Source organism: Amycolatopsis sp. lyj-90 (assembly GCF_046549035.1).
Lineage (GTDB): Bacteria > Actinomycetota > Actinomycetes > Mycobacteriales > Pseudonocardiaceae > Amycolatopsis.
The window spans coordinates 621,042-646,881 of record NZ_JAJPWP010000003.1 but is presented as its reverse complement, the minus strand read 5'-3'; the positions used below and the strand labels follow the sequence as shown (position 1 = coordinate 646,881).

Here is a 25,840-nt window from a genome sequence, read left to right as displayed (position 1 = left end):
TGGCGGGACCCGGTGGTGACGGGACGTCGCGGGCCGGTCACCCATAAAGTAGACAGAATGCAGGCTTCCAAGATCGCGCGTGCCTGGTTCGGCGCGACCGCGCTGGTGGTGATCGCCGGGCTCGCCGCCCAGATCCCGGTCTCGGCGGGCACCGAGGGCGGCAGCTTCCACACCCCGGCCGGGCGGGTGGCCAACCTGCTGGCCTTCTTCACCATCGACTCGAACATCCTGGTCGGCGTCGGCAGTCTGCTGCTCGCGCTCGGCGTCGCGGGCCGGTCGACCCTGTTCGGCGTGCTGCGGCTCACCGGCCTCGTCGGCATCACCGTGACCGGCGTCGTCTTCCAGGTCGCGCTCGCCGACCTCTACGAACTGCACGGCTGGGCCGTGTTCGCCGACACGATGCTGCACAAGGTGTCACCGCTGATGTGCGTCGCGGGCTGGCTGCTGTTCGGGCCGCGAGGCCAGTTGTCGTGGCGGGTCCTGTCCTGGTCACTGCTGTACCCGCTGGCCTGGCTCGCCGTCACGCTGGTGCGCGGCGCGATCATCGGCTTCTACCCGTACCCGTTCGTCGATCCGGGCATCAACAGCTACGGCGGTGTCGCGTTCAACTGCGTGCTGATCGGCGTGCTGTTCATCGGCCTCGCGGCGGCCGCGGTCGGCTTCGACCGCACCTTCAGCCGTCGAGACGAGCAGGACGAGAATTGGGGCTGGGAGCGCAACTCCTCCGTTGAGGGCGAAGATGGGGGCATGGATGGATCAGCCCCGGACCCGCCGGAAGGCGTTGAGCGGATCCGCGACGCCGGCACGTACTAGCGTCCGCACCGCGCCGAGCCGCCGGTCCACCGGCTTCCCGGCCGCGACGCGGTGCATCTGCTGGGTGTGCCACTGGATTTCGAGCAGGCTGTCGGCCAGCCGGATGCCCGTCTTCGGTGCCTTGCGCTCGGCGCGGGCGTCTTCACCCGCCAGCAGACGGCCGGGCAGCGCCGGATCGACGACCAGCGGCCTGCCGAGACCGATGACGTCCAGCGCGCCGGAACGCAGCGCCTCCGCCATCCCCTCCGGGCTGGTGAAGCCGCCGGTGACCATCAGCGCGACGTCGGTGACCTGCCGCGCTTTCGCGGCGTAGTCGAGGAAGTAGGCCTCCCGGCTGACGGTGCTCGCCTTGCCGGAGCCCATCATGGCGGCCTTCTCGTAGGTGCCGCCGGAGACTTCCAACAGGTCGATGCCAGCTTCGCCCAGTTCGCGGACGACTTCGAGCGACTCCTCCTCGCTGAAGCCACCGCGCTGGAAGTCCGCGCTGTTGAGTTTGACCGCGATCGGCACGGCGTCACCGACCTCGCCCCGGATCCGGGCGACCACTTCCAGCAGGAACCGGCGCCGTCGCACCGCGTCGCCTCCCCAGCCGTCGGTGCGCCGGTTGGTCAGCGGTGAAAGGAACTGGGAGACGAGGTAGCCGTGCGCCCCGTGGATCTGGACACCGGCGAACCCCGCCTCGACGACGGTGCGCGCGGCGACGCCGAACCGGTCGATGATCGCTTCGATCTCGTCTCCGGTGAGCGCCCTCGGCGTCGCGAACACCGAGCGGATGCCGCGATCGCCGAACGGCACCGCGGACGGCGCGACCGGCTGACGGGACAGGAAACGCGGGCTCTGACGGCCGGGATGGTTGAGCTGGACCCACAGCCGGGTCTCGGTCCCGTCCGCCGACCGCGCCCACGGCTTGAACCCGGTCGCGTCCGGTTCCCGCGGCACCGCGACGTTGCGCGGCTCGCCGAGCGCGGTCGGATCGACCATGACGTTGCCGGTGATCAGCGTGCCGGCGCCGCCTCGCGACCACGTCCGGTACAACTCGGCCAGTTCGGCGGTCGGCCGGTTGCGGCGGTCGCCGAGTTGCTCGCTCAGCGCGGCCTTGGCCAGCCTGTTCGGCAGGAGCGCGCCGCAGCGCAGTTTCAGCGGTTCGGCCAGCAATTCCTTGGGCTCGCTCATCGCGCCTTCTCCCGCCGTTACCTACTGAGCAGTATCCCTACTCGAAGTAACATACTCGCGGTATGTCGAGTACTCAAGGTGCGCCGAGACCGAAGGGGTTGTCGATCACGTAGCGCCAGAGCCCGTCTTCGCCACGGCGCGCGACGTCGGTGGCCGTCGCCGCGAGATGCCCCTCGATCACCCAATCGACGATCAACAACGCCAGGTCACCGGCCACGCGCACCTGCCGCGGCGTCACGGTGACGGGCTGCCCGAGCGCGAGGATCATGCCGTTCGCGGCCCGGCGTTCCGCACCGGTCACCTGCACGCCGTCACGGCGGACGAACACGGCGTCCGGTTCGTAGATCGTGTCGAGGATTTCGGCGGATCCGGTGTTGAAGGCGGCCTGGAAGACGAAGGGATGCTCGGCGGGGTCGGCGGTCAAAGGCACACTGGTGGAATGCGTCATGCGGACAGCGAAACGGACCGCGAAGCAGGTCACCAAACGGAAACCTTCGACGGCGAGCTCGTCCCTGACGCCCGGGGCCGCACCCGGCGACCAGAGCCGGACTGCCCCGTCGAGGTCGCGCTCGCCGCGATCTCGGGCCGCTGGACGACGTTGGTCCTCCGGGAGCTGATGGGCGGCGCCCGGTCCTTCAGCGACCTTCGCGCCGCGTTGCCCGACCTGTCCGCGAAGGTGCTGACAGAACGCCTCGGCGACCTGACCTCGCGGTGCCTCGCCATCCGGGAGGAACTGCCGGGCTTCCCGAGCCGGACCAGCTACCGGCTCACCCCGGCGGGGCGGGCACTGCGGCCGCTGCTGATCGAGCTGTACCGCTCCGGCTCGGCGCTACAGGCCCTGTCCCAGTAGACGAGGCGGAACCGGCTCGACCCGGATCCGCACCTTCACCTCTTCGGCCATTTCCCGCGCCCATACCTGCAGGCCGGGGATGTCGATCCCGTGCGGCCTGGCCTCGCGGAACGGCTCGATGTTGTCCGCACCCCGTTCCAGCAGCGACGCCGCGCCGTTCCCGTTCCCCCTGGCCGCGTGGGTCAGGCCCACGGCGAGCTGCGCGAGGGCACGCCAAAGCTCGCGCTCGGCCCCGTCGGTGGCCTTCCACGCGTCCTCGAACACCTCGTGCGCGTGAAACGGGCGGCCCGCGTCGAGCAGGCGCTGGGCCTCGGCGATGGTGTCCTCGGGGGCCCGCTCGATGCCCTCGGGCTGCCGTTCGACACCGTCGGCGCCATACGGGAGCGGCCTCCCGAGACCGTCCCGAGGGCGCGCGTTGCGTGCTCGTCCGGCTTCGTCACGGTCCCGGTCGGTCATGCCGCCATTGTCCCACGCGGGTATCCTGGGGACTCGTGCGCTTTCTCGACGGGCATCGGCCCGCTCACGACCTGACCTACGACGACGTGTTCCTCTTGCCGAACCGTTCGGACGTGGAGTCCCGCTTCGACGTCGACCTGTCCACTGTGGACGGCACCGGCGCGACGATCCCGATCGTGGTGGCGAACATGACCGCCGTCGCCGGCCGCCGGATGGCCGAGACGGTCGCCCGCCGCGGCGGGCTCGTCGTCCTTCCCCAGGACGTCGACGTCGCCGCGGTCGCCGACATCGTCACCTGGATCAAGAGCCGTCACACCGTGTGGGACACCCCGCTCGTGCTGACCGGCGGAGACGCGGTGGCCGACGCCCTGAACCTGGTCGGCAAACGTGCCCACGGCGCCGTCGTCGTGGTGGACGACGAGGGCAAGCCGGTCGGCATCGTCGACGAAACGGCCTGCGCCGGCGTCGACCGCTTCGCGCGGCTCGCCGACGTCGCGGAGCCCGCGCTCGTCACGGTCCCCTTGGACACCCCGCCACGCGAGGTGTTCGAGCGCCTGCACTCCCACGGCGGCGGTCTCGCGCTCGGCATCGAAGAAAACGGCAGGCTCGCGGGCGTCCTGACCGAGATCGCGGCGCTGCGCGCGGAGATCTACGCCCCGGCCGTCGACGGCGGCGGCAACCTGCGCGTCGCCGCCGCGATCGGTGTGAACGGCGACGTCGCGGCGAAGGCCGAAGCCGTCCTCGCGGCGGGCGTCGACGTGCTGGTCGTCGACACCGCGCACGGCCACCAGGAGAAGATGATCTCCGCGCTCAAGGCCGTCCGGTCGGTGAACCCGAGGGTCCCGGTGGTCGCCGGGAACGTGGTCACCGCGGAGGGCACGCGCGACCTGATCAACGCGGGCGCGGACGTCGTCAAGGTCGGTGTCGGCCCCGGCGCCATGTGCACCACGCGGATGATGACCGGCGTCGGCCGCCCGCAGTTCTCCGCCGTCGCCGAATGCGCGGCCGCGGCCCGCGAACTGGGCAAACACGTCTGGGCGGACGGCGGCGTGCGGCATCCGCGCGACGTCGCGCTCGCACTGGCCGCGGGCGCGTCGGCGGCCATGGTCGGCTCGTGGTTCGCCGGCACCCACGAGTCCCCCGGCGACCTGCGCTACGACGAGCAGGGCAAGCCGTACAAGGAATCGTTCGGCATGGCGTCCAAACGCGCCGTCGGCGCCCGCACCCGGACGGACAACGTCTTCGAACGCGCCAAGAAGGGCCTGTTCGAAGAGGGCATCTCGGCGTCGCGGATGGCGCTGGACCCGGCCCGCCCCGGCGTCGAGGATCTGCTCGACTCCATCGGCTCCGGTGTCCGCTCCGCCTGCACGTACGCGGGCGCCCGGACGCTCGAGGAGTTCCACGAGCGCGCGCTGCTCGGTATCCAGTCCGCCGCGGGTTTCGCGGAAGGACGCCCGCTGCCCGCGGGCTGGTGATCCGGGGCCCCGGAAGCACTAGGGTGCACCGGGTGAAGCGCCTGAGACGGACCGTGGCGGCGGCGGTGGACCGCCGCCACGAGGACAGCGACCTGATCGCCGAACTGCGTTCCGTGGTCGCGGCCCAGGCCGCGGAACTGGAGCGGTTGCGCGCGAAACTGGAGCACCACAACGCCTGGCTGGAGGACCACGACCGGGCGCTGCGGGACGGTGACGCGCGCACCACCACGGTCGAGGCCAAGCAGGAGGCCATCGGCTCGCGGCAAGAAGCGCTCGACGGCTGGCTCGGCGGCCACGACACCGCCTTCGAAGGCCTTCATCTCCGGGCAGGGCGACTCGAAGCGGCCCGCGCCGTCCAGACCTTCACCCAGTGGCTCGAGCCGCTGGAACTCGCCGCCACCCCGAAGATCTCCGTCGTCCTGCCCACGCACGATCGCGCCGGGCTGCTGCCCCGCGCGATCGAGTCGGTCCTCGCGCAGCGTTACGAGAACTGGGAACTGATCGTCGTCGACGACGCCAGTTCGGACGCCACGCCCAAGGTCCTCGCGGCCCTCGAAGATCCGCGTATCCGCACGATCCGCGTGGCGCACAACAGGGTCAGCGCCGCACGCAACGCCGCGCTCGCCGTGGCGACCGGCGACGCCGTCGCCTACCTCGACGACGACAACACCATGCATCCCTTGTGGCTCAAGGCGTTGGCGTGGGCGTTCGGCGAGCACCCGGAGATCACCGTCGCGTACGGCGCGTACGTCATCGACGACGTCGAAGGCCTGCCGGAGCTGCTGCTGAAGCCGTACAGCCGCGAAGCCCTGCTCAAGGAGAACCTCGCCGACACCGGCGCCGTCGCCCATCGCGCGGGCTTGACGGAAGCCCGCTTCGACGAGTCGCTGGTCGAAATGGACGACTGGGATCTCCTGCTGAGCCTCACCGCCGATCGCGACCCGCTCGTCGTCCCGGCGATCTCCTGTTTCTACTCCACGGCGGCGCCGGACCGCCTTTCCCACGGTCCGAGTCACGACGCCGATTCCGCCGCGGTGCGCAGGAGGCACGGGGAGTCCCCTTAGGACTGTCCCAAGAGGACTCCCCGATCGGCTATCCGTGGTCCTCCAGCATTTCGGTGACCAGCGCCGCGATCGGCGAGCGCTCGGAACGGGTCAGCGTGACATGCGCGAACAGCGGATGCCCCTTGAGCTTCTCGATCACCGCCGAAACGCCGTCGTGCCGCCCGACCCGCAGGTTGTCGCGCTGCGCGACGTCATGCGTGAGCACGACCCGCGAAGCCGTGCCGAGCCGCGAAAGCACGGTCAGGAGCACGTTGCGCTCCAAGGACTGCGCCTCGTCGACGATGACGAACGTGTCGTGCAGCGACCGGCCGCGGATGTGCGTCAGCGGGAGCACCTCGAGCATGCCGCGGTCGAAGACCTCGTCGAGGACGTCCTGGCTGACCAGCCCGCCGAGGGTGTCGAACACCGCCTGCGCCCACGGCTGCATCTTCTCGCTCTCGGAACCGGGCAGGTAGCCCAGTTCCTGGCCGCCGACCGCGTACACCGGCCGGAACACCACGACCTTGCGGTGCTGGCGGCGTTCCATCACCGATTCCAGCCCCGCGCAGAGCGCGAGCGCCGACTTGCCGGTACCGGCGCGTCCGCCCAGCGAGACGATGCCGACATCGGAGTCCAGCAGGAGATCCAGCGCCACCCGCTGCTCGGCCGACCGGCCGTGCAGGCCGAACGCCTCCTTGTCACCCCGCACGAGCCGGATCCGCTTGTCCGCGGTGACCCTGCCCAGCGCGCTCGAACTACCCGCGAGCAGCCGCAACCCGGTGTGACAGGGCAGCTCACCGACCTCGGGCATCCCGAACTCCGCGGGATCCACGGAAGACCCGCTGAACAGCGCGTCGACCAGGGCCTGGGACACGTCCACATCCGCCATGCCCGTCCAGCCCGAGGGCGTCACCTCCTGCGCGCGGTACTCGTCGGCCTCGAGGCCGACGGCGCCCGCTTTGACGCGCAGGGGGATGTCCTTGGTCACCAGCGTGACCGACGCGCGTTCCGCCGCCAGGTTGAGCGCACAGGCGAGGATGCGGTGGTCGTTGGAGTCGGTGCGGAAGCCGACCGGGAGCACCGTGGGGTCGGAGTGGTTCAACTCCACCTGCAGGGTGCCGCCGTGCTCACCGATCGGGATCGGCGCGTCGAGCCTGCCGTGCTGACGACGCAGGTCGTCGAGCATGCGAAGCGCTTCGCGCGCGAACCACCCCAGTTCGGGATGGTGACGTTTCGCCTCCAGTTCACTGATGACGACCAGCGGGAGTATGACCGCGTGTTCGGCGAAACGAGTCACCGACCAGGGGTCAGAGAGCAGGACCGACGTGTCGAGCACGTAAGTGGACCGCTGGGATTCGGGCGAGATCGAGGCTTTCTCCGGGCCAGGGGCACCGGTCGAAGAACGGCCAGAGGCCTTGCGGGGTGAACGCTGCGCAGTCACGACGGCATCTCCCTCGTGGGCGTGGCACCACGCCCGCACTCGCTGGGCCGGGCACCTCCCTGGCTAACCGCTCCTTCTGACGCTTTCCGCGTCAGTCGGCACGGCCGCGAGGGCCGGGTGCCGGCCCCCTCGTGCATCCACTGGGCGGCTGTGCCGCCCTGTCGACAACTGCCACGACCAGGGCCTCCCGTGAGAGTCCGCATGGGACGCGAACCCTCACTTTCGGAAGGTACCTGCGTCGGGGCGATCGCGCAGGCAGCCACCACGGTGATTCGCCAAACCGTCATCTCACTGTCGGTCGCGTGACATCAACACCTGGTCACCATCACGGTACGTAGTGTCGATCACCATTCAGGGACGCTCGTCGATGTGACCCGGATGGATTAACGCGACAGAGGGCATTCGCCCGATCGAACTCCGGGTTCTACCACGGTCGGTAGCGGAGCGCATTTTGTGTCCGAGACAGAGAACCGTACCGGGTGAAATGAACCTTTTTCGGCTCACACAATGGGATTACGAGGCGGTCACAAGACCTGAATAGCGAGTAATTTTCTCACTGCGGGACACACCCACCGGAACTCCGTGCCCCGATTACTGAATATCTCTACCAAGGAGTGTGCGTAGTGCTGAAGAAGGCTGGTTTCGTATCCGTGGTCGCCGCTGGTCTCATGATGGCAGGCGGGACCGCTTTCGCCGCCACCGGTGACCACTCCGGCACCCCGGACCCGACGTTCGGCGATGCCTACAACACGTTCATCGAGGGCGGCGGCGCACTGGGCTACGGTGCCGCCTCGCTGGTCGCGGGCGCCTACACCGGTGTCATCCTGACGCCGGCTCTGCTGGCCCACTCGCTGGAGCACCACCACCACTGATCTTCAGTGTCGACATCGAAGGCCCCGGAGTGCACGCCGGGGCCTTCGTCTTGTCCGGGGTCGGGTACCTCAGGAACCGAAGCGACGATGCCGCCACGCGTAATCACGCATGGCGCGAAGGAAATCGACCCGGCGGAATGCGGGCCAATACGCTTCGGTGAACCAGAATTCGGAATGGGCCGATTGCCAGAGCAGAAATCCGGAAAGCCGCTGCTCACCCGAGGTGCGGATAATCAGATCCGGATCGGGCTGGCCCGAGGTGTACATGTGTTCGGAAATATGGTCGACGTCCAGGATCTTCGCGAGCTCGCGGATCGAGGTGCCCTCGTCGGCGTGCTGGAGCAGGAGTTTGCGGACCGCGTCGGCGATCTCCTGGCGCCCTCCGTAACCGACCGCGACGTTGACCTCCATCCCGGAACGCCCTTCGGTGCGCTCCGCGGCCGCGCTGAGGGCCTTCGCGACCTCCGGCGGCAGCAGGTCAAGGGCTCCCACGATGCGGAGCCGCCACGGCGTGTGCGGCGCGGCGAGTTCGTCGGTGACGTCGGTGATGATCTTCAGCAGGGGGCTCAGTTCCTCGACCGCGCGGCCGAGGTTGTCGGTCGAGAGCAGCCACATCGTGACGACCTCGACGTCGGCCTCGTTGCACCAGCTCAGGAAGTCGGCGATCTTCTTGGCGCCGGCGCGGTGGCCGTCGGCGACGTCGGCGAAGCCCGCTTCGCGCGCCCAGCGGCGGTTCCCGTCCAGCATGATGGCGATGTGGCGTGGATGGCGCCCCTTGGCCTGCTGGATCAGGCGCCTGCCGTAGGCGCTGTACACGACGTCTGACAAGAAGGACCGAAGACTCACGCCAGTGGAGAGTAGTCACCCCGCGGGCCTCAGTGGGACGCGCCACGGAGACTGGTAAAAAACCTACGGTGCCGTAACCTGGCTAGGTGAGCGTAGAGACCGAACCCCAGCCGTCCGGCCCCACGCCCTTGGTGGACACGCGTCCTCGCCTGCGGGGTCACCTTCACTTCTGGTCCTTCTTCGGCGCCGTCGCCGGAGCCGCGGCACTCATCAGCCTCGCGGCGTCCACTGTGTCGCCTATCGCCGCTTTGTCCACTTCGGTCTACGGCCTGACCGTGCTCGGCGTCTTCGGCGTCAGCGCGCTGTATCACCGTCGCTTGTGGAGCCCACGAGCATACGAATGGATGAAGCGCGCCGACCATTCGATGATCTTCCTGTTCATCGCGGGCACTTACACGCCGTTCACCCTTCTGGCGATGTCCCAGCCGACCGGGTACATCGTGCTGGCGATCGTGTGGGGCGGCGCGATCGGCGGCGTCACCCTGAAGATGCTGTGGCCGAACGCGCCGCGCTGGCTGGGCGTGCCGATCTACATCGCACTGGGCTGGGTCGCCGTCTTCGTCCTGCCCGAACTGGGCGCGCACGCCGGTGTCGCGGCGCTCGTGCTGCTCTGCGTCGGCGGGCTGTTCTACACGCTGGGCGCGGTGTTCTACGCCGTCAAGTGGCCGAACCACTTCCCGGACACCTTCGGGTACCACGAGTACTTCCACGCCTGCACGGTGCTGGCGGCGGTGTCCCACTACATCGCGATCTGGCTGGCGATGTACGCCTGACACCTCGCCGCTAGGGTGAGGTGATGGGGACGATCAGGCAGGTCCAAATCACTTTCGACTGCGCGTCGCCCGAGCGCGTCGCCCGGTTCTGGTGCGAGGTGATGGGGTACGTCGTACCGCCGCCGCCGGAGGGCTTCACGAGTTGGGACGCGTACAACGACTCGCTGCCGCCGGAGGACCGGGACAAGGGCTTCGTCTGCAGTGATCCCACCGGGGCGGGCCCGCGGATGTACTTCCAGCGCGTTCCCGAGGGCAAGGTCGTCAAGAACCGGGTGCATCTCTGTGTGCGGGTCGGCACCGGGCTCGTGGGCGCCGAACGCCTAGCCGCCCTCGAAGCCGAGCGCGATCGGCTGATCCCGCTCGGCGCGGTCTGCGAACGCGTGATGCTCGCCGACGAGGAGAACGAGTCCTGCATCGTCATGCAGGACATCGAGGGCAACGAGTTCTGTCTCGACTGAGCGGTTCAGATCCCGAGCGCGTGGGTGAAGACGTTCCGCGGGTCCCATCGCGCCTTCACCTGCCGCAGACGCGGGTAGTTGCCCTGGTAGTACAGCGTCTGCCAGGGCACGCCGGACGTGTTCCAGGCCGGATCGGCCAGGTCGACGTCGGGATAGTTGATGTACGAACCGTCGTCGACCGGCACACCACCGGTCGACGAATAGACGTCCCGGTAGAACTCCCGCACCCAGGCCAGGTTCGCCGCGTCGTCGGTCTGCTCCAGCCAGAGTGAGCTGTAGACCGCCTTCATGATCGCCCCGCGCTGCGCGATCGCGGTCGCCTCGGGGGCGACGGCGCCCACCTGGCCGCCGTAGCCGACGAGCTGCATCCCGCCCTGGACCGTGGTCTCCCCGCTCAAGTGCCGCCGAATCGCCGCGATCTGGGCATCGGTGAACGACCGGTTCAGGTACGCGGCCTTGATCTTGTAGCGGCGCGTCGCCACATCGCCGGGTTGCCCGAGGCCCGGCCAGGTCGTCATGTGCGACCACGGCGACTTGTGCCGATAGGTGTACGCGGGCTCGGCGCCGAGCCCGGTGACGAGAGCGGTCACCAGCCGATCCACGCCGGGGAGGTCGGCGTCGGCTTGAACGGTCAGTTCGAAGCTTCCGTTGTCGCGGTGCTTCAGGTCGAGGATCGGATACAGACCGGCGTTCGGCGAGCCGGGGGCGCTGTTGCGTTCCATCCAGGTGCCGAAGTTCCGCAGGACCCGGGTGAGCGTCTGCTCGTCCCAGGACCAGGCGGCCAGGCAGGTCAGCATCTCCCTCGGTTGCGGAGGCAGCAGCCGGGCCGGATCGTTGCCGGTGGCGCCGGGCGAGCGGAGCCAGTAGCGCGTCACGACGCCGAAGTTGCCTCCGCCGCCACCGGTGTGCGCCCACCACAGGTCTTCGTTCCGATCGCGCGACGCGACGACCGCGCGCACACCCGCCCGGTCCGCCACCACCACCTCGACGGCTTCCAGGTGATCGACCACGGCGCCGTACCGCCGCGACAGCGGACCGTACCCGCCACCGGCGATGTGCCCGCCCGCGCCGACCTCCGGGCAGCCGCCCGCCGGGATCGTCACACCCCAACCGCGGCCGAGGGTTTTGTACACCTGCCCGAGGGTCGCGCCCGGCTCGACGAAGAACGCGCGCCGTGCGGGATCGAAGCCGACGGCGTCCAATCTCGACAGATCGATCAGCGTCCGTGCCGCCGGATCCGCCGTGAAGTTCTCGAAACAGTGCCCGCCGCTGCGGACCGCGACCCGCCGCCCCGCGCGGACCGCGTCCGAAACCGCGCGCACGACCTGGCCCGTGGTTCCGGCCAGCCGGACTTCGCCGGGGTTGCCGACGAACCGGAAGTTGTTGGCGCGTACCAAACCGTCGTAGCGCGGGTCGCCGGGCCGGATCGTCAGCGGGGCGGACTCGGCCGCGTCGGCGGTTCCCGCGAGGCCGATGGTCGCTCCGACGGCGGCCGCACCGGCCAGTACTCCGCGTCTGCTCAACTCGTTTCCCATGCGGTTCAGCGTCGCGGGATCGAGGACGGGGCGCCTCAGCCGAACGCGGGGGACGCAGGCGGAAAAGGCGGGTCAGCCGGAGGTATGGCGCGATCAACCGTTCGGCTGGGTGGGTCGTGACCAGGACGGACACACGCGTGTTCCCTCTGGCACAAGAAAGTGCCTCCTTCCCGGCCCCCACCACGAGAGCCATGATCGCCACCATGGCCAAGAACGCACCGCCCCGCGCCCTCGACGACGCCGCCCTCAGCGACTTCCTCGCCGAGCACACCTTCGGCGCCCTCGCGACCCTCAAGCGCGACGGTCGCCCGCATCTCTCCACCGTCGTCTACAAGTGGGATCCCGAGACCCGCGAGATCCGGATCAGCACGACCGAAGACCGTCTGAAGGTCAAGCAGATCCGTAACAATCCGCACGCGTCCCTTTACGTCTCCAGCGCCGATCACTGGAAATTCGCCGTCGTGGAAGGGGAAGCGGAACTCTCCGAAGTCGTCCGGACACCGGAAGACCCGGACGAGCGCAGGCTTTTCATCACCCTCAAAACCGGGAAACTCTATGGCACAGCCCTCGACATCGCTTAACGTACGCACCTGGAAAAGGCCAGGTGAGGAGACGCCCGATGTGGGAAAAGCGGATGGAGTGGCCGCTCAACGCCGCCGCCGTACTGTTCCTGGCCGCCTACGCGTGGCCGATCCTCCAACCCTCGCTCGGGCACACCGGCCGGGTCTGGTGCGAGGTGGTCACCTGGATCTCCTGGGCGGTCTTCGCCCTGGACTACGGCGTCCGCCTCAAACACGCTGAGGACAAACGGGATTTCCTGAAGAACAACATCTTCGACCTGTTGATCATCGTGCTCCCGCTGATCCGGCAGCTGCGACTGCTCCGGCTGGTCACGGTGCTCAACGTCCTCAACCGCAACGCCGGCCTGTCGCTGCGCGGCCGCGTCGTGATCTACACGGTGGGCGCGACGGCGCTCATCGTGTTCTGTTCGGCACTCGCCGTACTCGACGCCGAGCGCACCGCGCCGGACGCGCCGATCTCCGACTTCCCGGACGCCGTGTGGTGGTCGATCACGACGATCACCACGGTCGGCTACGGCGACCGGTACCCCATCAGCGGGACCGGCCGCGTCGTCGCGGTGGGACTGATGGTGGCCGGGATCGCCCTGCTCGGTGTGGTCACCGCGACGCTGGCGTCGTGGCTGATCCGCCGGGTGACCGAAGCCGACGAGAGCGCGCAGGCCGTCACTCGCGAGCACCTCGACGAGCTGACCCGCGAGGTCAAGGCGTTGCGGGTCGAGCTCGCCGAGCAGCGTGCCGGGCTCAGTCCTGCAGCATCGGAGCCGCTAGGTACTGCTCGGGGATAGCGAAGGCGTCCACGAGCGTCCGCGCGTGCGGGCGCAGGTCGGCGCACAGCGCGTTCACCGCGGCGGTGACGGCCTTCGAGCGCCCCGAGGTCAGGCGTCCGTGTTCGAGGAACCAGCCTCGATCCGCCTCGATGTTCGCGAGCGCGTAGAGGTCGCAGACGCGCTCGAGCAGTTCCCGCGCCTCCGCGTCGGCACAGCGCTCGATCGCGCCGATGAACGCCTCCAGCACCACCCGGTCGACGTGCGCCCGCCCGGCGCGCAGCACGTGGTCCTGCGCGTCGTTGAAAACACCGAAGGGATCCGACGCGGCCTTACGCAGACGTTGCGCGACTCCGCCGAGTACGTGCTCTTCGCGGTCTTCGAACAGCTTCAGGTGCCATTCCCGTGAGTAGAGGACGTCGCTGTCGTCGGCGTCGGTGAGCCGCTCGACGACCTTGCGCGCCGACGTCCGTTCGATCACGGCTTCGACGAACTGCTCCGCCACGAAACGCGCGGTCGCGAGCGGGCTCAGGTCTTCGAAATGGTCCTTGTAACTGGTCAGCAGGCCCTTCGCGACCAGCTGCAGCAGCACGGTGTTGTCACCCTCGAAGGTGGTGAAGACATCCGTGTCGGCCTTCAGCCCGGCGAGCAGGTTCTCCGAGAGGTAGCCGGAGCCGCCGCACGCCTCGCGAGCGGCCTGGATGGTGGCCGTCGCGTGCCAGGTCGAGACTGCCTTGATCCCGGCGGCCCGCGATTCCAGCTCTCGCTGCTCTTCCTCCGGCGCGTCCTCGGCGATGTCGTGAAGTGTCGAGACGAGCGCTTCCTGTGCGAAGTGCAGTGCGTACGACGTCGCCAGCGCGGGCAGCAGTTTCCGCTGGTGGGCGCGATAGTCGAGGATCACGACCTCGTCACCGTCGGGCCGCGCGAACTGCCGCCGCTGCTCGGCGTACCGCACGGCCAGCGCCAAAGCGCGCTTCGTCGCGCTGCCGGCACTGCCCGCGACGCTGACCCGTCCGCGGATCAGCGTGCCGAGCATCGTGAAGAACCGGCGGCCGTCGCTTTCGATCGGGCTCGTGTACGTACCGTCCTCGGCGACATCACCGAACCGGTTGAGCAGCGCCTCGCGCGGAACCCTCACCTGGGTGAAAGTGAGCCGTCCGTTGTCGACGCCGTTGAGGCCCGCCTTGCGCCCGCAGTCCTCGATCTCGACACCGCTCGCGCCCTCACCGCGGATCGGCACCGCGAACGCGTGCACGCCGCGCGACTCGCCGCCGGTGATCAGCTGCGCGAACACGACCGCGAGTTCGCCGTCGCGGGCGGCGTTGCCGATGTACTCCTTCATCGCGCCGCGGTCCGGCGTGTGCACGACGAACTCGCGCGTGGCCGGGTCGTAGGTCGCGGTGGTGCGCAGGTGCTGGACGTCCGAGCCGTGGCCGTGCTCGGTCATCGCGAAGCAGCCCAGCAGGTCCAGGTCCTTGATCTTGCGCAGGTAGCGCTCGTGGTGACGCTCGGTGCCGAGCAGCTGCACCGCGCCGCCGAACAGACCCCATTGGACGCCTGCCTTGACCATCAGCGAAAGGTCGCCGAACCCCAGCATCTCGAACGACATCACCGAACCGCCGACGTCGCCGCCTCCGCCGTGCGCCGGGTCGAAGCCGAGTCCCGGCCGGTCGGTGCGGGCGAGCAGCCGCAGCCATTCGAGGACCTGCGCGCGGTGCGCCTCGACGTCGAGATCGACGGGGTCCTTGAAGTCCTCCGCGGCCATCTGCGCGCGTACCGCGCGGCGAAGCCCGGCCCACCGTCCATCGAGGACGGTGGTCAGCGCGTCCGGGTCGATCTTCGCGGGAAGTCCTGGTGTGTCCACGATTCCTCCGATGCGGTGCGGTCTGCGCTCAGCCTGCCGCACCGCATCGGGGGGCGCAGCACGAATCGGACCGCCTTCCCGTTGCTCGTCGTGTTCTCGAACCGCAGGTCATCGGCGTGTTTCAGGACGTTCTCCGTGCTCGCGGCACGAACGTGTGAGTTCGGCAACCCTCGGACGTCGAACGCCGCCGGCCCGCGGAGACGCCCGCCTCAGGAAAGGTCCGGTCCCTGTGAGCGGAGATCGTCGACCTTGGTCATCGCTTCCCGGAGCTCGGCGAGCCACGTGTCCGCGTGCTCCCCGACCAGCCGGACCGCCCAGGCCAGCGCCTCGGACCGCGACCGCGCGACGCCGGCGTCGACGAGGGTGTCGAGGACCAGGCGTTCGGGCTGCCGCAACCTGGTCATGACCGGCGCCGAATGCGTGGTGAACAGGTGCCTCGTGCCGCCGAGGCTCGCGCCCCAGGCGACCTTGCGCTGATACCGGTGCTCGGCCTGGCGCGCGATCTCGATCCGCTCGTCGCGGGTCTCCTCGCGGAACCGGCTGATCCGGCCGTCCTCGGCCGCCGCGCGGGCGGCGTCGTCGGCGTAGTCACCGGTGAGCGGCTGGAGTTCGCCGACGATGACGATCTCCTCGCGATCCACCGTGACCTGGGGGTCTCCGGTGAACCAGCCCTCCGGGAGCCGTCCGCCGAACCACGCCGCCGCGTCGTCCGCCGAGGGAGTCTCCGCCTGCTGCCAGCCGCCCCGGCCCTTCCAGCCACCGCGTCCCATATGCCTCGCCGTCCTGAAGTAGGTGTGCATGCTCGCCTCCGCGATTACATGATTACAACGCTACCGACGCTACGCTCGCAATGACCGAAAGACAGCCGTGTTCTCCCCCGGCGAAACCTGCGGTCGACGGCCCCGCGCGCGCTATGAAAGGCCCGTTACTTGCAAATTTTGCAAGTAACGGGCCTTTCATAGCAGTGCTCAGCCGAGCTGGGCGCGCAGTTCCTCCGCCGTCGTGACCGGGCGCTCGCACACGTACCCACGGCACACGTAAGCGGCGGCGCCACCCTCGACCAACGGGCGGTCGGCGAGCAGCGGCACGCCGTCGGCATCCGGAGTCCCGCTGACGACGACGGCGCCGTCCGGCAGCGAAGCGAGGGCCGCGGTCAGCAGATCCGAGCGCGAAGCGGCATCCGGACCGACGACGGCCACCTGCACCGGGCCGGCAGCGGCGGCTTCGGCGACGGTCAGCCAGTGCCCGGCGAACCGCGGCGCGCGCGAGGCGAGCAGTCCTGAGCGGGACAGCGCCTGCTCGGCCGCCTCGCGATAGCGGCCCACCTGGTCGTGCCCGGCCAGCACGGACGCGGTCAGCAAGGCGTTCGCCAGCGCCGAGGCCCCCGACGGGCTCGCGTTGTCGGTCGGGTCGGAGGGCCGCTGCACCAGCACCTCCGCGTCGTCGGCCGTGTCGTAGTAGGCACCCGGCGAGTCCGGGACACCGAAATGCGCCAAGGCGAGATCCAGCAAGGTGATCGCGTCGGCGAGCCACCGCGGCTCTCCGGTCGCCTGGTGGAGTTCGAGCAGCCCCTCGGCGAGGCAGGAGTAGTCCTCCAGCACCCCGGCCGTCGTGCCGACCACGCCATCGCGCGAGGTTCGCCGCAGTCGTCCGTCCACGAAATGGGTGTCCATCAGGAAAGCCGCCGCGCGGGCGGCCGCTTCGATCCACTGTGGACGACCGAGCCGGGCGCCCGCCTTGGCGAGCGCACCGATCGCGAGCCCGTTCCAGGCGGCGATGACCTTGTCGTCACGGGCGGGCTGAGGGCGTCCGTCCCGCGTGGCCAGCAGAGCGCGGCGGACCCGCTCGAAGCGCATTTCGTCCTCTGGATGCGGCTCGCGCAGCCGCAGTGTCGACGCGCCGTGCTCGAAGTTGCCCCGCTCGGTCACCTGGAACAGCTCAGCCGCCCAGGCTCCGTCCTCCTCACCGAGTACCTCGACGAGCTGCGCGGGAGTCCAGACATAGGTGAGGCCCTCGACGCCCTCGGTGTCCGCGTCGAGCGAAGCGGCGAACCCGCCTTCGGCCGTCCCGAGGTCACGCAGCAGGAACTCCGCGGTCTCCTCGACCGTCCGCCGCGCGTACGCGAGCCCGGTCACGCCGTGGAACTGAGCGTAGAAACGCAGGAGCAACCCGTTGTCGTACAACATCTTTTCGAAGTGCGGAACTTCCCAGCGCGCGTCGACCGAGTAGCGCGCGAAGCCACCGGCGAGCTGATCGTTGAGTCCACCGAGGGCCATCGCCTCCGCGGTGTGCGTGACGGGGCCGAGATCGGATCCGGTGCGCTCGTGGTGACGGAGCAGGAAGTTCAGCGCCATCGTCGGCGGGAACTTCGGCGCTCCCCCGAAGCCGCCGGTCTCGGCGTCGTATTCCTTGCGCAGCAGGGCGACCGCGGCGTCCAGCGCAGCGGCGTCCACAACGGACTCGGGCAGCGGGCCGCTCTTCTCCGTGAGATGGGCGATGATCTGCTGGGCGCCGGACCGCAGTTCGTCCGGACGCTCACCCCATGCCTCGGCGACGGCGACGAGCAACTGCGAGAACGACGGCATCCCCGGCCGCGGCGACGGCGGGTAGTACGTGCCGCAGTGGAACGGCTCGCCCTCCGGGGTCAGGAAACACGTCATCGGCCAGCCGCCCTGACCGGTCATCGCCTGCGTGGCCGCCATGTACACCGAGTCGATGTCCGGGCGCTCCTCGCGGTCCACCTTGATGTTGACGAAGTTCGCGTTCATCAGCGTCGCGGTGGCTTCGTCCTCGAAGGACTCGTGCGCCATGACATGGCACCAGTGGCAGGCCGCGTAGCCGACCGAAAGCAGGATCGGCACGTTCCGCCGTTTCGCCTCGGCCAGCGCCTCTTCTCCCCAGGGCCACCAGTCCACCGGGTTCTCGGCGTGCTGCAGCAGGTACGGACTGGTCGCGGCCTTCAGGCGGTTCGACATACCATCAGGGTCGCACGCGGAAAAGCGGGCGCGCGGAACGGCCGTCTGCGCGACACTGACGCGGTGTTGCTGACCATGACGACCACCCGGACACCCGCCACCGACCTGGGCTTTCTCCTGCACAAGCATCCGGAGAAGGCGCAGTCGTTCACGCTCTCGGCCGGGACGGCGCACGTTTTCTACCCCGAAGCGGCCGAAGAGCGCTGCACCGTCGCTCTGCTGGCCGAGATCGACCCGATCGAGCTCGTGCGCGGCGGCGGGACGTCGTTGACCCAGTACGTCAACGACCGGCCGTACGCGGGCGGCTCGTATCTGGCGGTGGCGCTGCGGGCCGTTTTCACCACCGCGCTGGCCGGCCGGTGCGCGAACCGGCCGGAGCTGGTCGACGAGCGCTTCCCGCTGGAGATCCACGTGCCGTCACTGACCGCGCGCGGCGGCGCCGAGGTCGTCCACAAGCTGTTCGAGCCGCTGGGCTGGCAGGTCGAGGCCAAGCCCATCCCGCTCGACCCCGAATTCCCGCGGTGGGGCGATTCCCGCTACGTCGATCTCCGGCTGACCGGGACGCAGCGCGTCGTCGACGCGTTGCGGCACCTGTACGTCCTGCTGCCCGCGCTCGACGGCGACAAGCACTACTGGATCGGCCAGGACGAAGCCGACAAGCTGCTGAGGGTCGGCGAGGGCTGGCTCGCCGGACACCCGGAACGGGAGCTGATCACCAACCGGTACCTCGAACGGCGACGGCCGATCGTCTCGTACGCGCTCGAGCGGCTGGCCGAAGCGGACGACGTTCCGGCCGAGGCCGAAGCGCTGGTCACCGAGCTGCCGGACCGGCCGGAGCCGCTGGCCGTCCAGCGTCACGGCAGTGTGCTCGCGGCGCTCCGGGCCGCGGGTGCGCGGCGCGTGCTGGACCTCGGGTGCGGCGCCGGCGCGCTGCTGCGCGTGCTCCAGAAGGAACCGTCGTTCACCGAGATCGTCGGCGTCGACGTGTCCGCGAGCGCGCTCGACATCGCCGACAAGCGGCTCAAGGACAAGGCCCGGATCACCCTCCGGCAGTCCGCGCTGACCTACGCGGATCCGTCGCTGGCCGGGTACGACGCGGCCGTGCTGATGGAGGTGATCGAGCACGTCGACGAGGAGCGCCTGCCCGCGTTGGAGCACGCCGTTTTCGGCGTCGCCGCACCGCGGACCGTACTCGTCACGACGCCGAACGCCGAGTTCAACCGGCATTTCGAGTTCCTCGAAGAGGGCCGCTTCCGGCATGCAGACCACCGTTTCGAATGGACACGCGAGCAGTTCCGTTCGTGGGCCGAGGGGGTCGCGTCCCGGCGCGGCTACGAGGTCCGGATTCTCCCGGTGGGACAGGAGTCCCAGGAATCAGGACCGCCGACCCAAATGGCGGTCTTCACGTCTCGAAAGGAGGCCGTGGCATGAAACTGACCATTCCCGACATGTCCCTCGTCGTGCTCGTCGGGGCCTCCGGCTCCGGCAAGTCCACCTTCGCGCGGACGCATTTCGCGCCGACGCAGGTGCTGTCCAGCGACTACTTCCGCGGTCTGGTGGCCGACGACGAGAACGACCAGAGCGCGTCTGCCGCCGCTTTCGACGTGCTCCACTACGTCGCGGCGAAGCGGCTCGAAGCCGGACGGGTCACCGTCATCGACGCGACGATCGTCCAGCGCGCCTCCCGGGCGAGCCTGCTGAAACTGGCGAAGGAGTACGACGTCATGCCGACGGCGATCGTGCTGGACCTGCCGGTCAAGCTCTGCCACGAACGCAACGAGTCCCGGCCGGACCGCGGCTTCGGCGAACACGTCGTCCGCCGCCAGCGCGGCGAGCTGCACCGCTCGCTGAAGTCGTTGGAGCGCGAGGGTTTCCGCCGCGTGCACGTGCTGCGAAGCGAAGCCGAGGTCGCCGAAGCGGAGATCGTCGTCGAGCCGCTGCGCAACGACCGCCGCGACCTGACCGGGCCGTTCGACGTCATCGGCGACGTCCACGGCTGCCGCGAGGAACTGGAGGAACTCCTCACCGAGCTGGGTTACGCCGACGGCGTGCACCCCGAAGGACGCACCGCGGTGTTCGTCGGCGACCTCGTCGACCGCGGACCCGACACCCCGGGCGTGCTGCGCCGCGTGATGGCGATGGCCGAAGCGGGCAGTGCGCTGGTCGTCTGCGGGAACCACGAGCAGAAACTGGTCCGCGCGCTGAACGGGCGCAAGGTCAAGGTGGCGCACGGCCTCGCGGAGTCACTGGAGCAGCTCGCCGCGCAGGACGAGGAATTCCGTGTCAAGGCGCGGGAATTCTGCGACGGCCTCATCGCGCACTTCGTCCTCGACGGCGGCAAGCTCGTCGTCGCGCACGCGGGCCTGCCCGAGAAGTTCCACGGGCGCGCGTCCGGTCGCGTACGGAGCACCGCGCTGTACGGCGACACCACCGGCGAGACCGACGAGTACGGCCTGCCGGTGCGGCTGCCGTGGGCGCGCGACTACCGCGGGACCGCGACAGTCCTCTATGGACACACGCCGACGCTGGAGCCGGAGTGGGTCAACGGGACCATGTGCCTCGACACGGGCTGTGTCTTCGGCGGCAAGCTGACCGCTTTGCGTTACCCGGAGCGGGAAGTCGTCTCGGTGAAGGCGAAGAAGGTCTGGTACGAACCGGCGCGCCCGCTCGAACCGGAGCGGCCGCTGGGCGGACGCGAGCCCGCCGTACTGGAGCTGGGTGACGTCACCGGGAAGCGGATCGTCGAGACCCGCCACCACGGCCGGGTCGGGGTGTCCGCCGAGCAGTCGGCGGCGGCACTGGAGGTGATGAGCCGGTTCGCCGTCGACCCGCGCTGGCTGCCGTACCTGCCGCCGACCATGGCGCCCTGTGCGACGTCCGCCCTGGACGACTACCTCGAACACCCCGAGGAGGCCTTCGCCGAGTTTCGCGCGGCGGGCGTCCAATCGGTCGTGTGCGAAGAGAAGCACATGGGATCGCGGGCGATCGTGCTCGTGTGCCGTGACGAGGACGTGGCTCCCGCGCGGTTCGGGATCCGGGGACCCGGCGCGGTGTACACCCGCACCGGGCGGCCGTTCTTCGCACCCGACCAGAACACCCGGCTGCTCGACGGCGTCCGCGAAGCCGCGTCGGCGCTGTTCGCCGAGCTGGACACCGGCTGGCTGCTGCTCGACGCGGAGTTGCTGCCGTGGAGCGCGAAGGCGGGCTCGCTGATCTCGGACCAGTACGCGTCCGTCGGCGCGGCGGCCCAGTCCGTGCTGCCCGCGGCCGTCGCTTCGCTGGACGCCGCAGCCGCCCGAGGGGTCGACGTGTCGGAGCTTTTGGCGCGGACGCGGATGCGCGAGTCCGCCGTCGACGCGTACCGGCAGGCCTACCGGCGCTACTGCTGGCCGACCGACGGCCTCGACGGCGTCCGGCTGGCGCCGTTCCAGGTGCTCGCGTCGGAAGGGAAGACGTACCACGACCGGCCGCACGACTGGCATCTCACGCGGCTGGACCGGCTCACCGGCGACCTGTTCACGCGCACGCGGACCCTGTCGGTCGACACCACCGACCCGGCGTCGGTGGCGCGCGGCGTCGAATGGTGGCTGGACCTGACCGGCGCGGGCGGCGAGGGCATGGTCGTCAAACCGGCGGCGAACCTGTCGCGCGGCACGCGGGGCCTGGTGCAGCCGGGAGTGAAGGTGCGCGGGCGGGAGTACCTGCGGATCATCTACGGGCCGGACTACACGCTGCCGGAGAACCTCGCGCGGCTTCGCAAGCGCGGGCTGAACCGGAAGCGGGCGCTGGCGCTGCGCGAGTACGCGCTGGGGCTGGAGGCGCTGGAACGGCTGGCGCGCGGGGAACCGCTGTGGCGGGTGCACGAGTGCGTGTTCGCGGTGCTGGCGATGGAGTCGGATCCGGTCGACCCTCGCCTTTGACTCGGTCCGGAAACGCTATGAAAGGCCCGTTACTTGCAAAATTTGCAAGTAACGGGCCTTTCATAGCAGCGCTCAGTCAGATTTGACGGCCGGTTTCTCCGCGGCCCGAGCGGCGGCGGGCTCCTCGGCGACAGGCTTCTCAGCAGGAGTCTCGTCGGCGGGCGTCTCCGAAGCGGCGTCCGACGAAGCGGCGGGCTCGTCGAAACTCTCCGGGAGCCGCTTGAGGTGCTTGGTCATCGACCGCACCAGCAGCGCGACGGCGATCAGGAACAGGATCAGGATCAGGAAACCCACCGGCGACGACTTGCCGAAGTCCTCACCCTGGCCGCCGTTGTCGCCGTTACCGGGCTGCTGTGCCAGGAACTGCGACGACACCGTCACTCCGACGACGGCGAACGCCGGCACGACAAAACTCATTTAGCCCACCTTCTCCTTCAAACCGGCGAACAGATCGTCCTCCGGCAGGGTGCTGTCCACCAGTGAGCGGACCAGCTCGTACTCCTCGGTCGGCCAGACCTCGCGCTGCAGGTCGCGCGGGACGGCGAACCAGCGGCTGTTCGGGTCGATCTGGGTGGCGTGCGCCTTGAGGGCCTCGTCACGCTGCTCGAAGTAGTCGCCGCACTCGACGCGGGTGGTCACCCGCTCCATGACGTCGGCCTTCTCCGGGTCCCACGACTTGAGCCACTCCTCGTACGGCGACTCGAGGCCACGCGCGAGCAGGCCCTCGTGGAACACGGTCATCCTGGCGCGCGAGAACCCGTGCACGTAGTAGAGCTTCAACGGCTGCCACGGCTCGCCCGCGTCCGGGTAACGCTCCGCCTCGCCCGCGGCGTCGAAGGCCGCGACCGAGATCTCGTGCGTGCGGATGTGGTCGGGGTGCGGGTATCCGCCGTTCTCGTCGTAGGTGACGATCACGTGCGGGCGGAACTCGCGGATGACCTTCACCAGGGCACCGGTGGACTCTTCGAGCGGGACGACCGCGAACGAGCCTTCCGGGACCGGGGGCAGCGGGTCGCCCTCGGGAAGGCCCGAGTCGAGGAAGCCGAGCCAGACGTGGCTCACGCCGAGGATCTTGGCCGCGCGGGCCATCTCCTCCCGGCGGATCTCGGTCATGTTGGCCAGTACGTCGGGACGGTCCATGGCGGGGTTCAGCACGCTGCCCGCTTCGCCACCGGTACAGGTCACGACCATGACCTCGTGTCCTTCGGCGGCGTACCTGGCCATCGTGGCGGCACCCTTGCTCGACTCGTCGTCGGGGTGCGCGTGCACCGCCATCAGGCGGAGGCGTGACTTCGGCGGTTCATCGGCTAGCACCATGCTCCGAACGTCCCCTTCTCGTTCCCTATTCCCCTGCGACCCTGCCTGACGGCCCGCCCGACCGGGCGCGGATACTCGAGGGGAACCACTCGCATACGACCCCATTGTCCCTGCGAGCACGACGACACCAACCGGGAGGCCCGGGTTGAGCACGGGACAGGACGCTCCCACCGCGGAAAGCGCCCGGACGGACTCACTGGACGCCCGGTACGGCAAGACCCGCGCCGCGCGCCCCGCCCGCTGGCGGCGCCTGGTGTTCGGCGTGATCGCACTGCTGGTCAGCGGCGGTATCGCTTACGCCATGTACCTGAACTTCGGCAGCGCGCCCATCGACGGCGAACGCGTCTCATTCGCCGAGAAGCCGGGCGACGCGATGGAGATCACGATCAACGTGACCAGGGACGACGTGAACCGTCCGGGGGTGTGCGTCGTCCGCGTCCGTGACAAGGCGGGCGCGGAAAGCGGCCGCAAAGAGGTCCTGATTCAGCCTGGTTCGAAGAACAGCAGGGTGACAACCACCATCAAGAGCATCGGAAAGCCCGTCACGGCTGATATCTTCGGATGCTCATACGACGTACCACGGTACCTGTCAAGGCCATAGCGGCCAACGGGGTGAAACGGGCGCCCAACGCCGAGGCGCGACCGAATTCCACCGGCGGCGATGCCTCGCGCCGTGTTACTCTGATCTACCGGCACGGCCCAAGACGGGCCGTGTTTTTCCTTTTATCTCACCCAGGTCGGCACGCCATGCCGAACCTGGCGGCCGGCTTGAACACCCAAGCCTGGCAGGCCCCACGAGGAGATGGTGACCGTGAGCGACACAAAGGTGACCTGGCTGACCCAGGATGCCTACGACAGGCTCAAGCAGGAGCTCGACCACTACATCGAGCTCCGCCCGGTCATCGCTGCGAAGATCAACGACAGCCGGGAAGAGGGCGACCTCAAGGAGAACGGCGGTTACCACGCTGCCCGCGAAGAGCAGGGCCAGCACGAAGCCCGCATCCGCCACCTCCAGGAGCTCCTCCGTTCGGCCAAGGTGGGCGAGCCGCCCGCCAACGACGGCAGCGCGGGACCGGGCAAGGTCCTCACCGTCCGCTACGACGGTGACGACGAAGACGAGAACTTCCTCCTGGCGACGCGCGAAGAGGGCACAGAGGGCGGCCTGGACGTCTACTCACCGGAGTCCCCGCTCGGCAAGGCGCTGCTCGGCGCCAAAGAGGGCGAGACCCGTGAGTACGAGCTGCCCAACGGCAGCATCCAGAAGGTGACGCTCGTGAAGGCCGTGCCGTACACCGACAAGTGAGTCTCCGCGCGCCCGGCCCGATATGGCCGGGCGCGCATACGAGCCGTTAGCGTGACCTCCGGAGAAATCTGGAGGGAAACGATGAGCGAGCTACCGATCTGCGTGGCCTGTGGCATGCAGTACGCGGAACCCCGGTCCGACTGCCCGATCTGCGAAGACGAACGTCAATACATCCCGCAGGCCGGACAACAGTGGACCGATCTGGACACCGTTCGCGCCAGTGGCACGTACACAGCCCGCGTAGAAGAGCAGGGACCCGGTCTCATCGGGGTCGGGTCCACGCCCAATTTCGCCATCGGCGAGCGGGCGTTGCTGATCAAGGCCGAATCCGGCAACTTCCTGTGGGACTGCGCGGGCTTCATCGACGACGACCTCGTCGCGAAGGTCCGCGAACTCGGCGGGATCACCGGCATCGCGATCAGCCATCCGCACTACTACACCACCATGGTCGAGTGGGCCCACGCCTTCGACGTGCCCGTCTACCTGCACGAGGGTGACCGGCAGTGGATCGGCAGGCCGGATCCGGCGATCAAGCTGTGGAGCGGCGCGACCCTCGACGTCGCCCCCGACCTGCGGCTGATCAACCTCGGCGTGCATTTCGACGGCGGGACCGTGCTGCACTGGCCAGGCGGGGAGAACGGCCGCGGCGCGCTGCTTTCGGGCGACATCCTGCAGGTCGTCCCGGACCGCCGCTTCGTCGGCATGATGTACAGCTACCCGAACCTGATCCCGGAGCGCCCGGAAATCGTCCGCCGCGCGGCCGAGATGCTCGAACCGTACGAGTTCGAGGCGATCTACGGCGCCTGGTGGGACGCGATCATCCGCACGGACGGGCACGAGGCCGTCCAGCGGTCGGCCGCGCGGTACCTGCACCAAGTGCGCTAGCTCCGCGCCAGCCGTTCGAGCAGCGGCCGTACGCGCGGCGGAACCGGCGTCGACAACGCGATCGACGTCGACGTCCGCCGCACGTACGGCGCGCCGACCACCTCGTCCACCACTCGCTGCAGGTCGTCGTTGTTGCGAGCCACCATCCGCACGAAAAGGTCGCCCTGGCCTGTCGTCGCGTGGACCTCGCACACCTCGTCGATCGCGGACAGCGCCTCCGCGACCTCGGCCCGGCGGCCCTGCGCGATCTCCAGGACGGCGAACGCGGTGAGGCCGTATCCCATCGCCGCGAGGTCGAGTTCGGGCGGGAATCCGCCGAGGATCCCTCGTTCGGTCAGCCGGTCCAGCCGGGCCTGCACGGTGCCCCGCGCGACCCCGAGACGCCGTGCGCATTCGAGCACTCCGAGCCGGGGCGAGTCGGTGAGCAACAGCAAGAGCCGCGCGTCCAGCTCGTCGAGCACTTCCGACATCGTGCCTACCTCCTACACAGGTTGTC

Annotated in this window: 26 protein-coding genes; 14 read left to right on the top strand and 12 right to left on the bottom strand. The window is 69.3% G+C overall.

The features are described 5' to 3' along the window. Positions 1 to 57: 57 nt before the first annotated feature. A complete protein-coding gene (locus tag ACLJPX_RS14605) occupies positions 58 to 813 on the top strand; it encodes a Pr6Pr family membrane protein (protein ID WP_410600550.1) in 756 nt (251 codons plus the stop codon). On the opposite strand, the gene ACLJPX_RS14600 is transcribed toward ACLJPX_RS14605, so the two are convergent. Next, positions 757 to 1,986, bottom strand: coding sequence for an NADH:flavin oxidoreductase/NADH oxidase family protein (locus tag ACLJPX_RS14600; protein WP_410600549.1), 1,230 nt, complete (start codon positions 1,984 to 1,986; stop codon positions 757 to 759). The genes ACLJPX_RS14605 and ACLJPX_RS14600 overlap by 57 nt on opposite strands. A 73-nt stretch (positions 1,987 to 2,059) precedes the next feature. Next, positions 2,060 to 2,434, bottom strand: a complete 375-nt coding sequence (locus ACLJPX_RS14595; protein ID WP_410600548.1) for a YybH family protein — start codon at positions 2,432 to 2,434, stop codon at positions 2,060 to 2,062. Here ACLJPX_RS14595 and ACLJPX_RS14590 point away from each other — a divergent pair. After that, positions 2,426 to 2,836 carry a winged helix-turn-helix transcriptional regulator gene (locus ACLJPX_RS14590; RefSeq protein ID WP_410600547.1) on the top strand — a complete coding sequence of 137 codons (411 nt, stop codon included), beginning with the start codon at positions 2,426 to 2,428 and terminating at the stop codon, positions 2,834 to 2,836. The two genes, ACLJPX_RS14595 and ACLJPX_RS14590, sit on opposite strands and share 9 nt — an antisense overlap. On the opposite strand, the gene ACLJPX_RS14585 is transcribed toward ACLJPX_RS14590, so the two are convergent. Beyond that, entirely contained in the window at positions 2,816 to 3,292 is a 477-nt protein-coding gene (locus tag ACLJPX_RS14585) for a DUF309 domain-containing protein (RefSeq protein ID WP_410600546.1), read from the bottom strand. The two genes, ACLJPX_RS14590 and ACLJPX_RS14585, sit on opposite strands and share 21 nt — an antisense overlap. 35 nt (positions 3,293 to 3,327) lie before the next feature. Between ACLJPX_RS14585 and ACLJPX_RS14580 the strand changes: the two genes are divergently transcribed. Continuing rightward, positions 3,328 to 4,767, top strand: coding sequence for a GuaB1 family IMP dehydrogenase-related protein (locus ACLJPX_RS14580; protein ID WP_410600545.1), 1,440 nt, complete (start codon positions 3,328 to 3,330; stop codon positions 4,765 to 4,767). Positions 4,768 to 4,799: 32 nt separating this feature from the next. Then, positions 4,800 to 5,831 carry a glycosyltransferase family 2 protein gene (locus ACLJPX_RS14575; RefSeq protein WP_410600544.1) on the top strand — a complete coding sequence of 344 codons (1,032 nt, stop codon included), beginning with the start codon at positions 4,800 to 4,802 and terminating at the stop codon, positions 5,829 to 5,831. Between the two features lie 28 nt (positions 5,832 to 5,859). On the opposite strand, the gene ACLJPX_RS14570 is transcribed toward ACLJPX_RS14575, so the two are convergent. Next, positions 5,860 to 7,146, bottom strand: coding sequence for a PhoH family protein (locus ACLJPX_RS14570; RefSeq protein WP_410600748.1), 1,287 nt, complete (start codon positions 7,144 to 7,146; stop codon positions 5,860 to 5,862). A 728-nt stretch (positions 7,147 to 7,874) separates the two neighbouring features. On the opposite strand from ACLJPX_RS14570, the gene ACLJPX_RS14565 reads away from it, so the two are divergent. Next, the gene (locus ACLJPX_RS14565; protein WP_410600543.1) at positions 7,875 to 8,123 is read left to right on the top strand and encodes a hypothetical protein; all 249 of its coding nucleotides are present in this window, start codon (positions 7,875 to 7,877) and stop codon (positions 8,121 to 8,123) included. A gap of 69 nt (positions 8,124 to 8,192) precedes the next feature. Here ACLJPX_RS14565 and ACLJPX_RS14560 read toward each other — a convergent pair whose 3' ends face one another. After that, positions 8,193 to 8,969, bottom strand: coding sequence for an isoprenyl transferase (locus tag ACLJPX_RS14560; RefSeq protein ID WP_410600542.1), 777 nt, complete (start codon positions 8,967 to 8,969; stop codon positions 8,193 to 8,195). Positions 8,970 to 9,055: 86 nt separating this feature from the next. Between ACLJPX_RS14560 and trhA the strand changes: the two genes are divergently transcribed. Together trhA and ACLJPX_RS14550 are read left to right on the top strand one after the other, a co-directional pair. Beyond that, entirely contained in the window at positions 9,056 to 9,742 is a 687-nt protein-coding gene (gene trhA / locus ACLJPX_RS14555) for a PAQR family membrane homeostasis protein TrhA (protein ID WP_245192189.1), read from the top strand. A 23-nt stretch (positions 9,743 to 9,765) separates the two neighbouring features. Further along, positions 9,766 to 10,200, top strand: a complete 435-nt coding sequence (locus ACLJPX_RS14550; protein WP_410600541.1) for a VOC family protein — start codon at positions 9,766 to 9,768, stop codon at positions 10,198 to 10,200. A 5-nt stretch (positions 10,201 to 10,205) separates the two neighbouring features. Here the strand turns inward: ACLJPX_RS14550 and ACLJPX_RS14545 are convergent, their stop codons facing one another. Continuing rightward, complete coding sequence (locus tag ACLJPX_RS14545; protein ID WP_410600540.1) at positions 10,206 to 11,735, bottom strand: FAD-binding oxidoreductase; 1,530 nt, start codon at positions 11,733 to 11,735, stop codon at positions 10,206 to 10,208. Positions 11,736 to 11,938: 203 nt separating this feature from the next. Between ACLJPX_RS14545 and ACLJPX_RS14540 the strand changes: the two genes are divergently transcribed. Continuing rightward, positions 11,939 to 12,316, top strand: a complete 378-nt coding sequence (locus ACLJPX_RS14540; protein WP_410600539.1) for a pyridoxamine 5'-phosphate oxidase family protein — start codon at positions 11,939 to 11,941, stop codon at positions 12,314 to 12,316. 38 nt (positions 12,317 to 12,354) lie between these two features. Continuing rightward, positions 12,355 to 13,101 (top strand): potassium channel family protein, encoded by a 747-nt coding sequence (locus tag ACLJPX_RS14535; RefSeq protein WP_410600538.1) that lies wholly within the window; start codon positions 12,355 to 12,357, stop codon positions 13,099 to 13,101. Here ACLJPX_RS14535 and ACLJPX_RS14530 read toward each other — a convergent pair. The 3 genes from ACLJPX_RS14530 to ACLJPX_RS14520 all read right to left on the bottom strand — a co-directional run bounded on the left by ACLJPX_RS14530 (position 13,058) and on the right by ACLJPX_RS14520 (position 17,919). Beyond that, entirely contained in the window at positions 13,058 to 14,944 is a 1,887-nt protein-coding gene (locus tag ACLJPX_RS14530; protein ID WP_410600537.1) for an acyl-CoA dehydrogenase, read from the bottom strand. The genes ACLJPX_RS14535 and ACLJPX_RS14530 overlap by 44 nt on opposite strands. Before the next feature lie 209 nt (positions 14,945 to 15,153). Beyond that, positions 15,154 to 15,714: a hypothetical protein gene (locus tag ACLJPX_RS14525; RefSeq protein ID WP_410600747.1), complete on the bottom strand. Its 561-nt coding sequence runs from the start codon at positions 15,712 to 15,714 to the stop codon at positions 15,154 to 15,156. Positions 15,715 to 15,912: 198 nt separating this feature from the next. After that, positions 15,913 to 17,919: a thioredoxin domain-containing protein gene (locus tag ACLJPX_RS14520; protein WP_410600536.1), complete on the bottom strand. Its 2,007-nt coding sequence runs from the start codon at positions 17,917 to 17,919 to the stop codon at positions 15,913 to 15,915. 63 nt (positions 17,920 to 17,982) lie between these two features. Between ACLJPX_RS14520 and ACLJPX_RS14515 the strand changes: the two genes are divergently transcribed. Together ACLJPX_RS14515 and ACLJPX_RS14510 are read left to right on the top strand one after the other, a co-directional pair. After that, positions 17,983 to 19,350 (top strand): 3' terminal RNA ribose 2'-O-methyltransferase Hen1, encoded by a 1,368-nt coding sequence (locus ACLJPX_RS14515; RefSeq protein WP_410600535.1) that lies wholly within the window; start codon positions 17,983 to 17,985, stop codon positions 19,348 to 19,350. Beyond that, the gene (locus ACLJPX_RS14510) at positions 19,347 to 21,839 is read left to right on the top strand and encodes a polynucleotide kinase-phosphatase (RefSeq protein ID WP_410600534.1); all 2,493 of its coding nucleotides are present in this window, start codon (positions 19,347 to 19,349) and stop codon (positions 21,837 to 21,839) included. Before ACLJPX_RS14515 ends, ACLJPX_RS14510 begins: the two co-directional genes overlap by 4 nt. Before the next feature lie 72 nt (positions 21,840 to 21,911). Here ACLJPX_RS14510 and ACLJPX_RS14505 read toward each other — a convergent pair whose 3' ends face one another. Continuing rightward, complete coding sequence (locus ACLJPX_RS14505) at positions 21,912 to 22,256, bottom strand: hypothetical protein (protein ID WP_410600533.1); 345 nt, start codon at positions 22,254 to 22,256, stop codon at positions 21,912 to 21,914. Next, positions 22,257 to 23,156 (bottom strand): mycothiol conjugate amidase Mca, encoded by a 900-nt coding sequence (mca, locus tag ACLJPX_RS14500; protein WP_410600532.1) that lies wholly within the window; start codon positions 23,154 to 23,156, stop codon positions 22,257 to 22,259. It abuts the gene before it with no gap. A 145-nt stretch (positions 23,157 to 23,301) separates the two neighbouring features. Here mca and ACLJPX_RS14495 point away from each other — a divergent pair, with 145 nt between their 5' ends. From ACLJPX_RS14495 to ACLJPX_RS14485, 3 genes are all read left to right on the top strand, one after another. Further along, positions 23,302 to 23,757, top strand: coding sequence for a DUF4307 domain-containing protein (locus ACLJPX_RS14495; protein ID WP_101610521.1), 456 nt, complete (start codon positions 23,302 to 23,304; stop codon positions 23,755 to 23,757). Between the two features lie 201 nt (positions 23,758 to 23,958). Beyond that, positions 23,959 to 24,459, top strand: coding sequence for a transcription elongation factor GreA (gene greA, locus ACLJPX_RS14490; protein WP_101610522.1), 501 nt, complete (start codon positions 23,959 to 23,961; stop codon positions 24,457 to 24,459). Between the two features lie 81 nt (positions 24,460 to 24,540). Next, positions 24,541 to 25,344 (top strand): MBL fold metallo-hydrolase, encoded by an 804-nt coding sequence (locus ACLJPX_RS14485; RefSeq protein ID WP_410600531.1) that lies wholly within the window; start codon positions 24,541 to 24,543, stop codon positions 25,342 to 25,344. On the opposite strand, the gene ACLJPX_RS14480 is transcribed toward ACLJPX_RS14485, so the two are convergent. Continuing rightward, positions 25,341 to 25,814 (bottom strand): Lrp/AsnC family transcriptional regulator, encoded by a 474-nt coding sequence (locus tag ACLJPX_RS14480; protein ID WP_184895517.1) that lies wholly within the window; start codon positions 25,812 to 25,814, stop codon positions 25,341 to 25,343. The two genes, ACLJPX_RS14485 and ACLJPX_RS14480, sit on opposite strands and share 4 nt — an antisense overlap. Between the last annotated feature and the right edge of the window lie 26 nt (positions 25,815 to 25,840).

What these genes read in the sequence shown, in the direction of transcription:
- mca (WP_410600532.1), bottom strand. Translation starts at nt 23,156, where the DNA reads ATGGTGCTAGCCGATGAACCGCCGAAGTCACGCCTCCGCCTGATGGCG.
- ACLJPX_RS14585 (WP_410600546.1), bottom strand. Translation starts at nt 3,292, where the DNA reads ATGACCGACCGGGACCGTGACGAAGCCGGACGAGCACGCAACGCGCGC.
- greA (WP_101610522.1), top strand. Translation starts at nt 23,959, where the DNA reads ATGGTGACCGTGAGCGACACAAAGGTGACCTGGCTGACCCAGGATGCC.
- ACLJPX_RS14485 (WP_410600531.1), top strand. Translation starts at nt 24,541, where the DNA reads ATGAGCGAGCTACCGATCTGCGTGGCCTGTGGCATGCAGTACGCGGAA.
- ACLJPX_RS14540 (WP_410600539.1), top strand. Translation starts at nt 11,939, where the DNA reads ATGGCCAAGAACGCACCGCCCCGCGCCCTCGACGACGCCGCCCTCAGC.
- ACLJPX_RS14545 (WP_410600540.1), bottom strand. Translation starts at nt 11,735, where the DNA reads ATGGGAAACGAGTTGAGCAGACGCGGAGTACTGGCCGGTGCGGCCGCC.
- ACLJPX_RS14600 (WP_410600549.1), bottom strand. Translation starts at nt 1,986, where the DNA reads ATGAGCGAGCCCAAGGAATTGCTGGCCGAACCGCTGAAACTGCGCTGC.
- ACLJPX_RS14480 (WP_184895517.1), bottom strand. Translation starts at nt 25,814, where the DNA reads ATGTCGGAAGTGCTCGACGAGCTGGACGCGCGGCTCTTGCTGTTGCTC.
- ACLJPX_RS14590 (WP_410600547.1), top strand. Translation starts at nt 2,426, where the DNA reads ATGCGTCATGCGGACAGCGAAACGGACCGCGAAGCAGGTCACCAAACG.
- ACLJPX_RS14505 (WP_410600533.1), bottom strand. Translation starts at nt 22,256, where the DNA reads ATGAGTTTTGTCGTGCCGGCGTTCGCCGTCGTCGGAGTGACGGTGTCG.
- ACLJPX_RS14525 (WP_410600747.1), bottom strand. Translation starts at nt 15,714, where the DNA reads ATGGGACGCGGTGGCTGGAAGGGCCGGGGCGGCTGGCAGCAGGCGGAG.
- ACLJPX_RS14535 (WP_410600538.1), top strand. Translation starts at nt 12,355, where the DNA reads ATGTGGGAAAAGCGGATGGAGTGGCCGCTCAACGCCGCCGCCGTACTG.
- ACLJPX_RS14510 (WP_410600534.1), top strand. Translation starts at nt 19,347, where the DNA reads ATGAAACTGACCATTCCCGACATGTCCCTCGTCGTGCTCGTCGGGGCC.
- ACLJPX_RS14605 (WP_410600550.1), top strand. Translation starts at nt 58, where the DNA reads ATGCAGGCTTCCAAGATCGCGCGTGCCTGGTTCGGCGCGACCGCGCTG.
- ACLJPX_RS14520 (WP_410600536.1), bottom strand. Translation starts at nt 17,919, where the DNA reads ATGTCGAACCGCCTGAAGGCCGCGACCAGTCCGTACCTGCTGCAGCAC.
- ACLJPX_RS14595 (WP_410600548.1), bottom strand. Translation starts at nt 2,434, where the DNA reads ATGACGCATTCCACCAGTGTGCCTTTGACCGCCGACCCCGCCGAGCAT.
- ACLJPX_RS14550 (WP_410600541.1), top strand. Translation starts at nt 9,766, where the DNA reads ATGGGGACGATCAGGCAGGTCCAAATCACTTTCGACTGCGCGTCGCCC.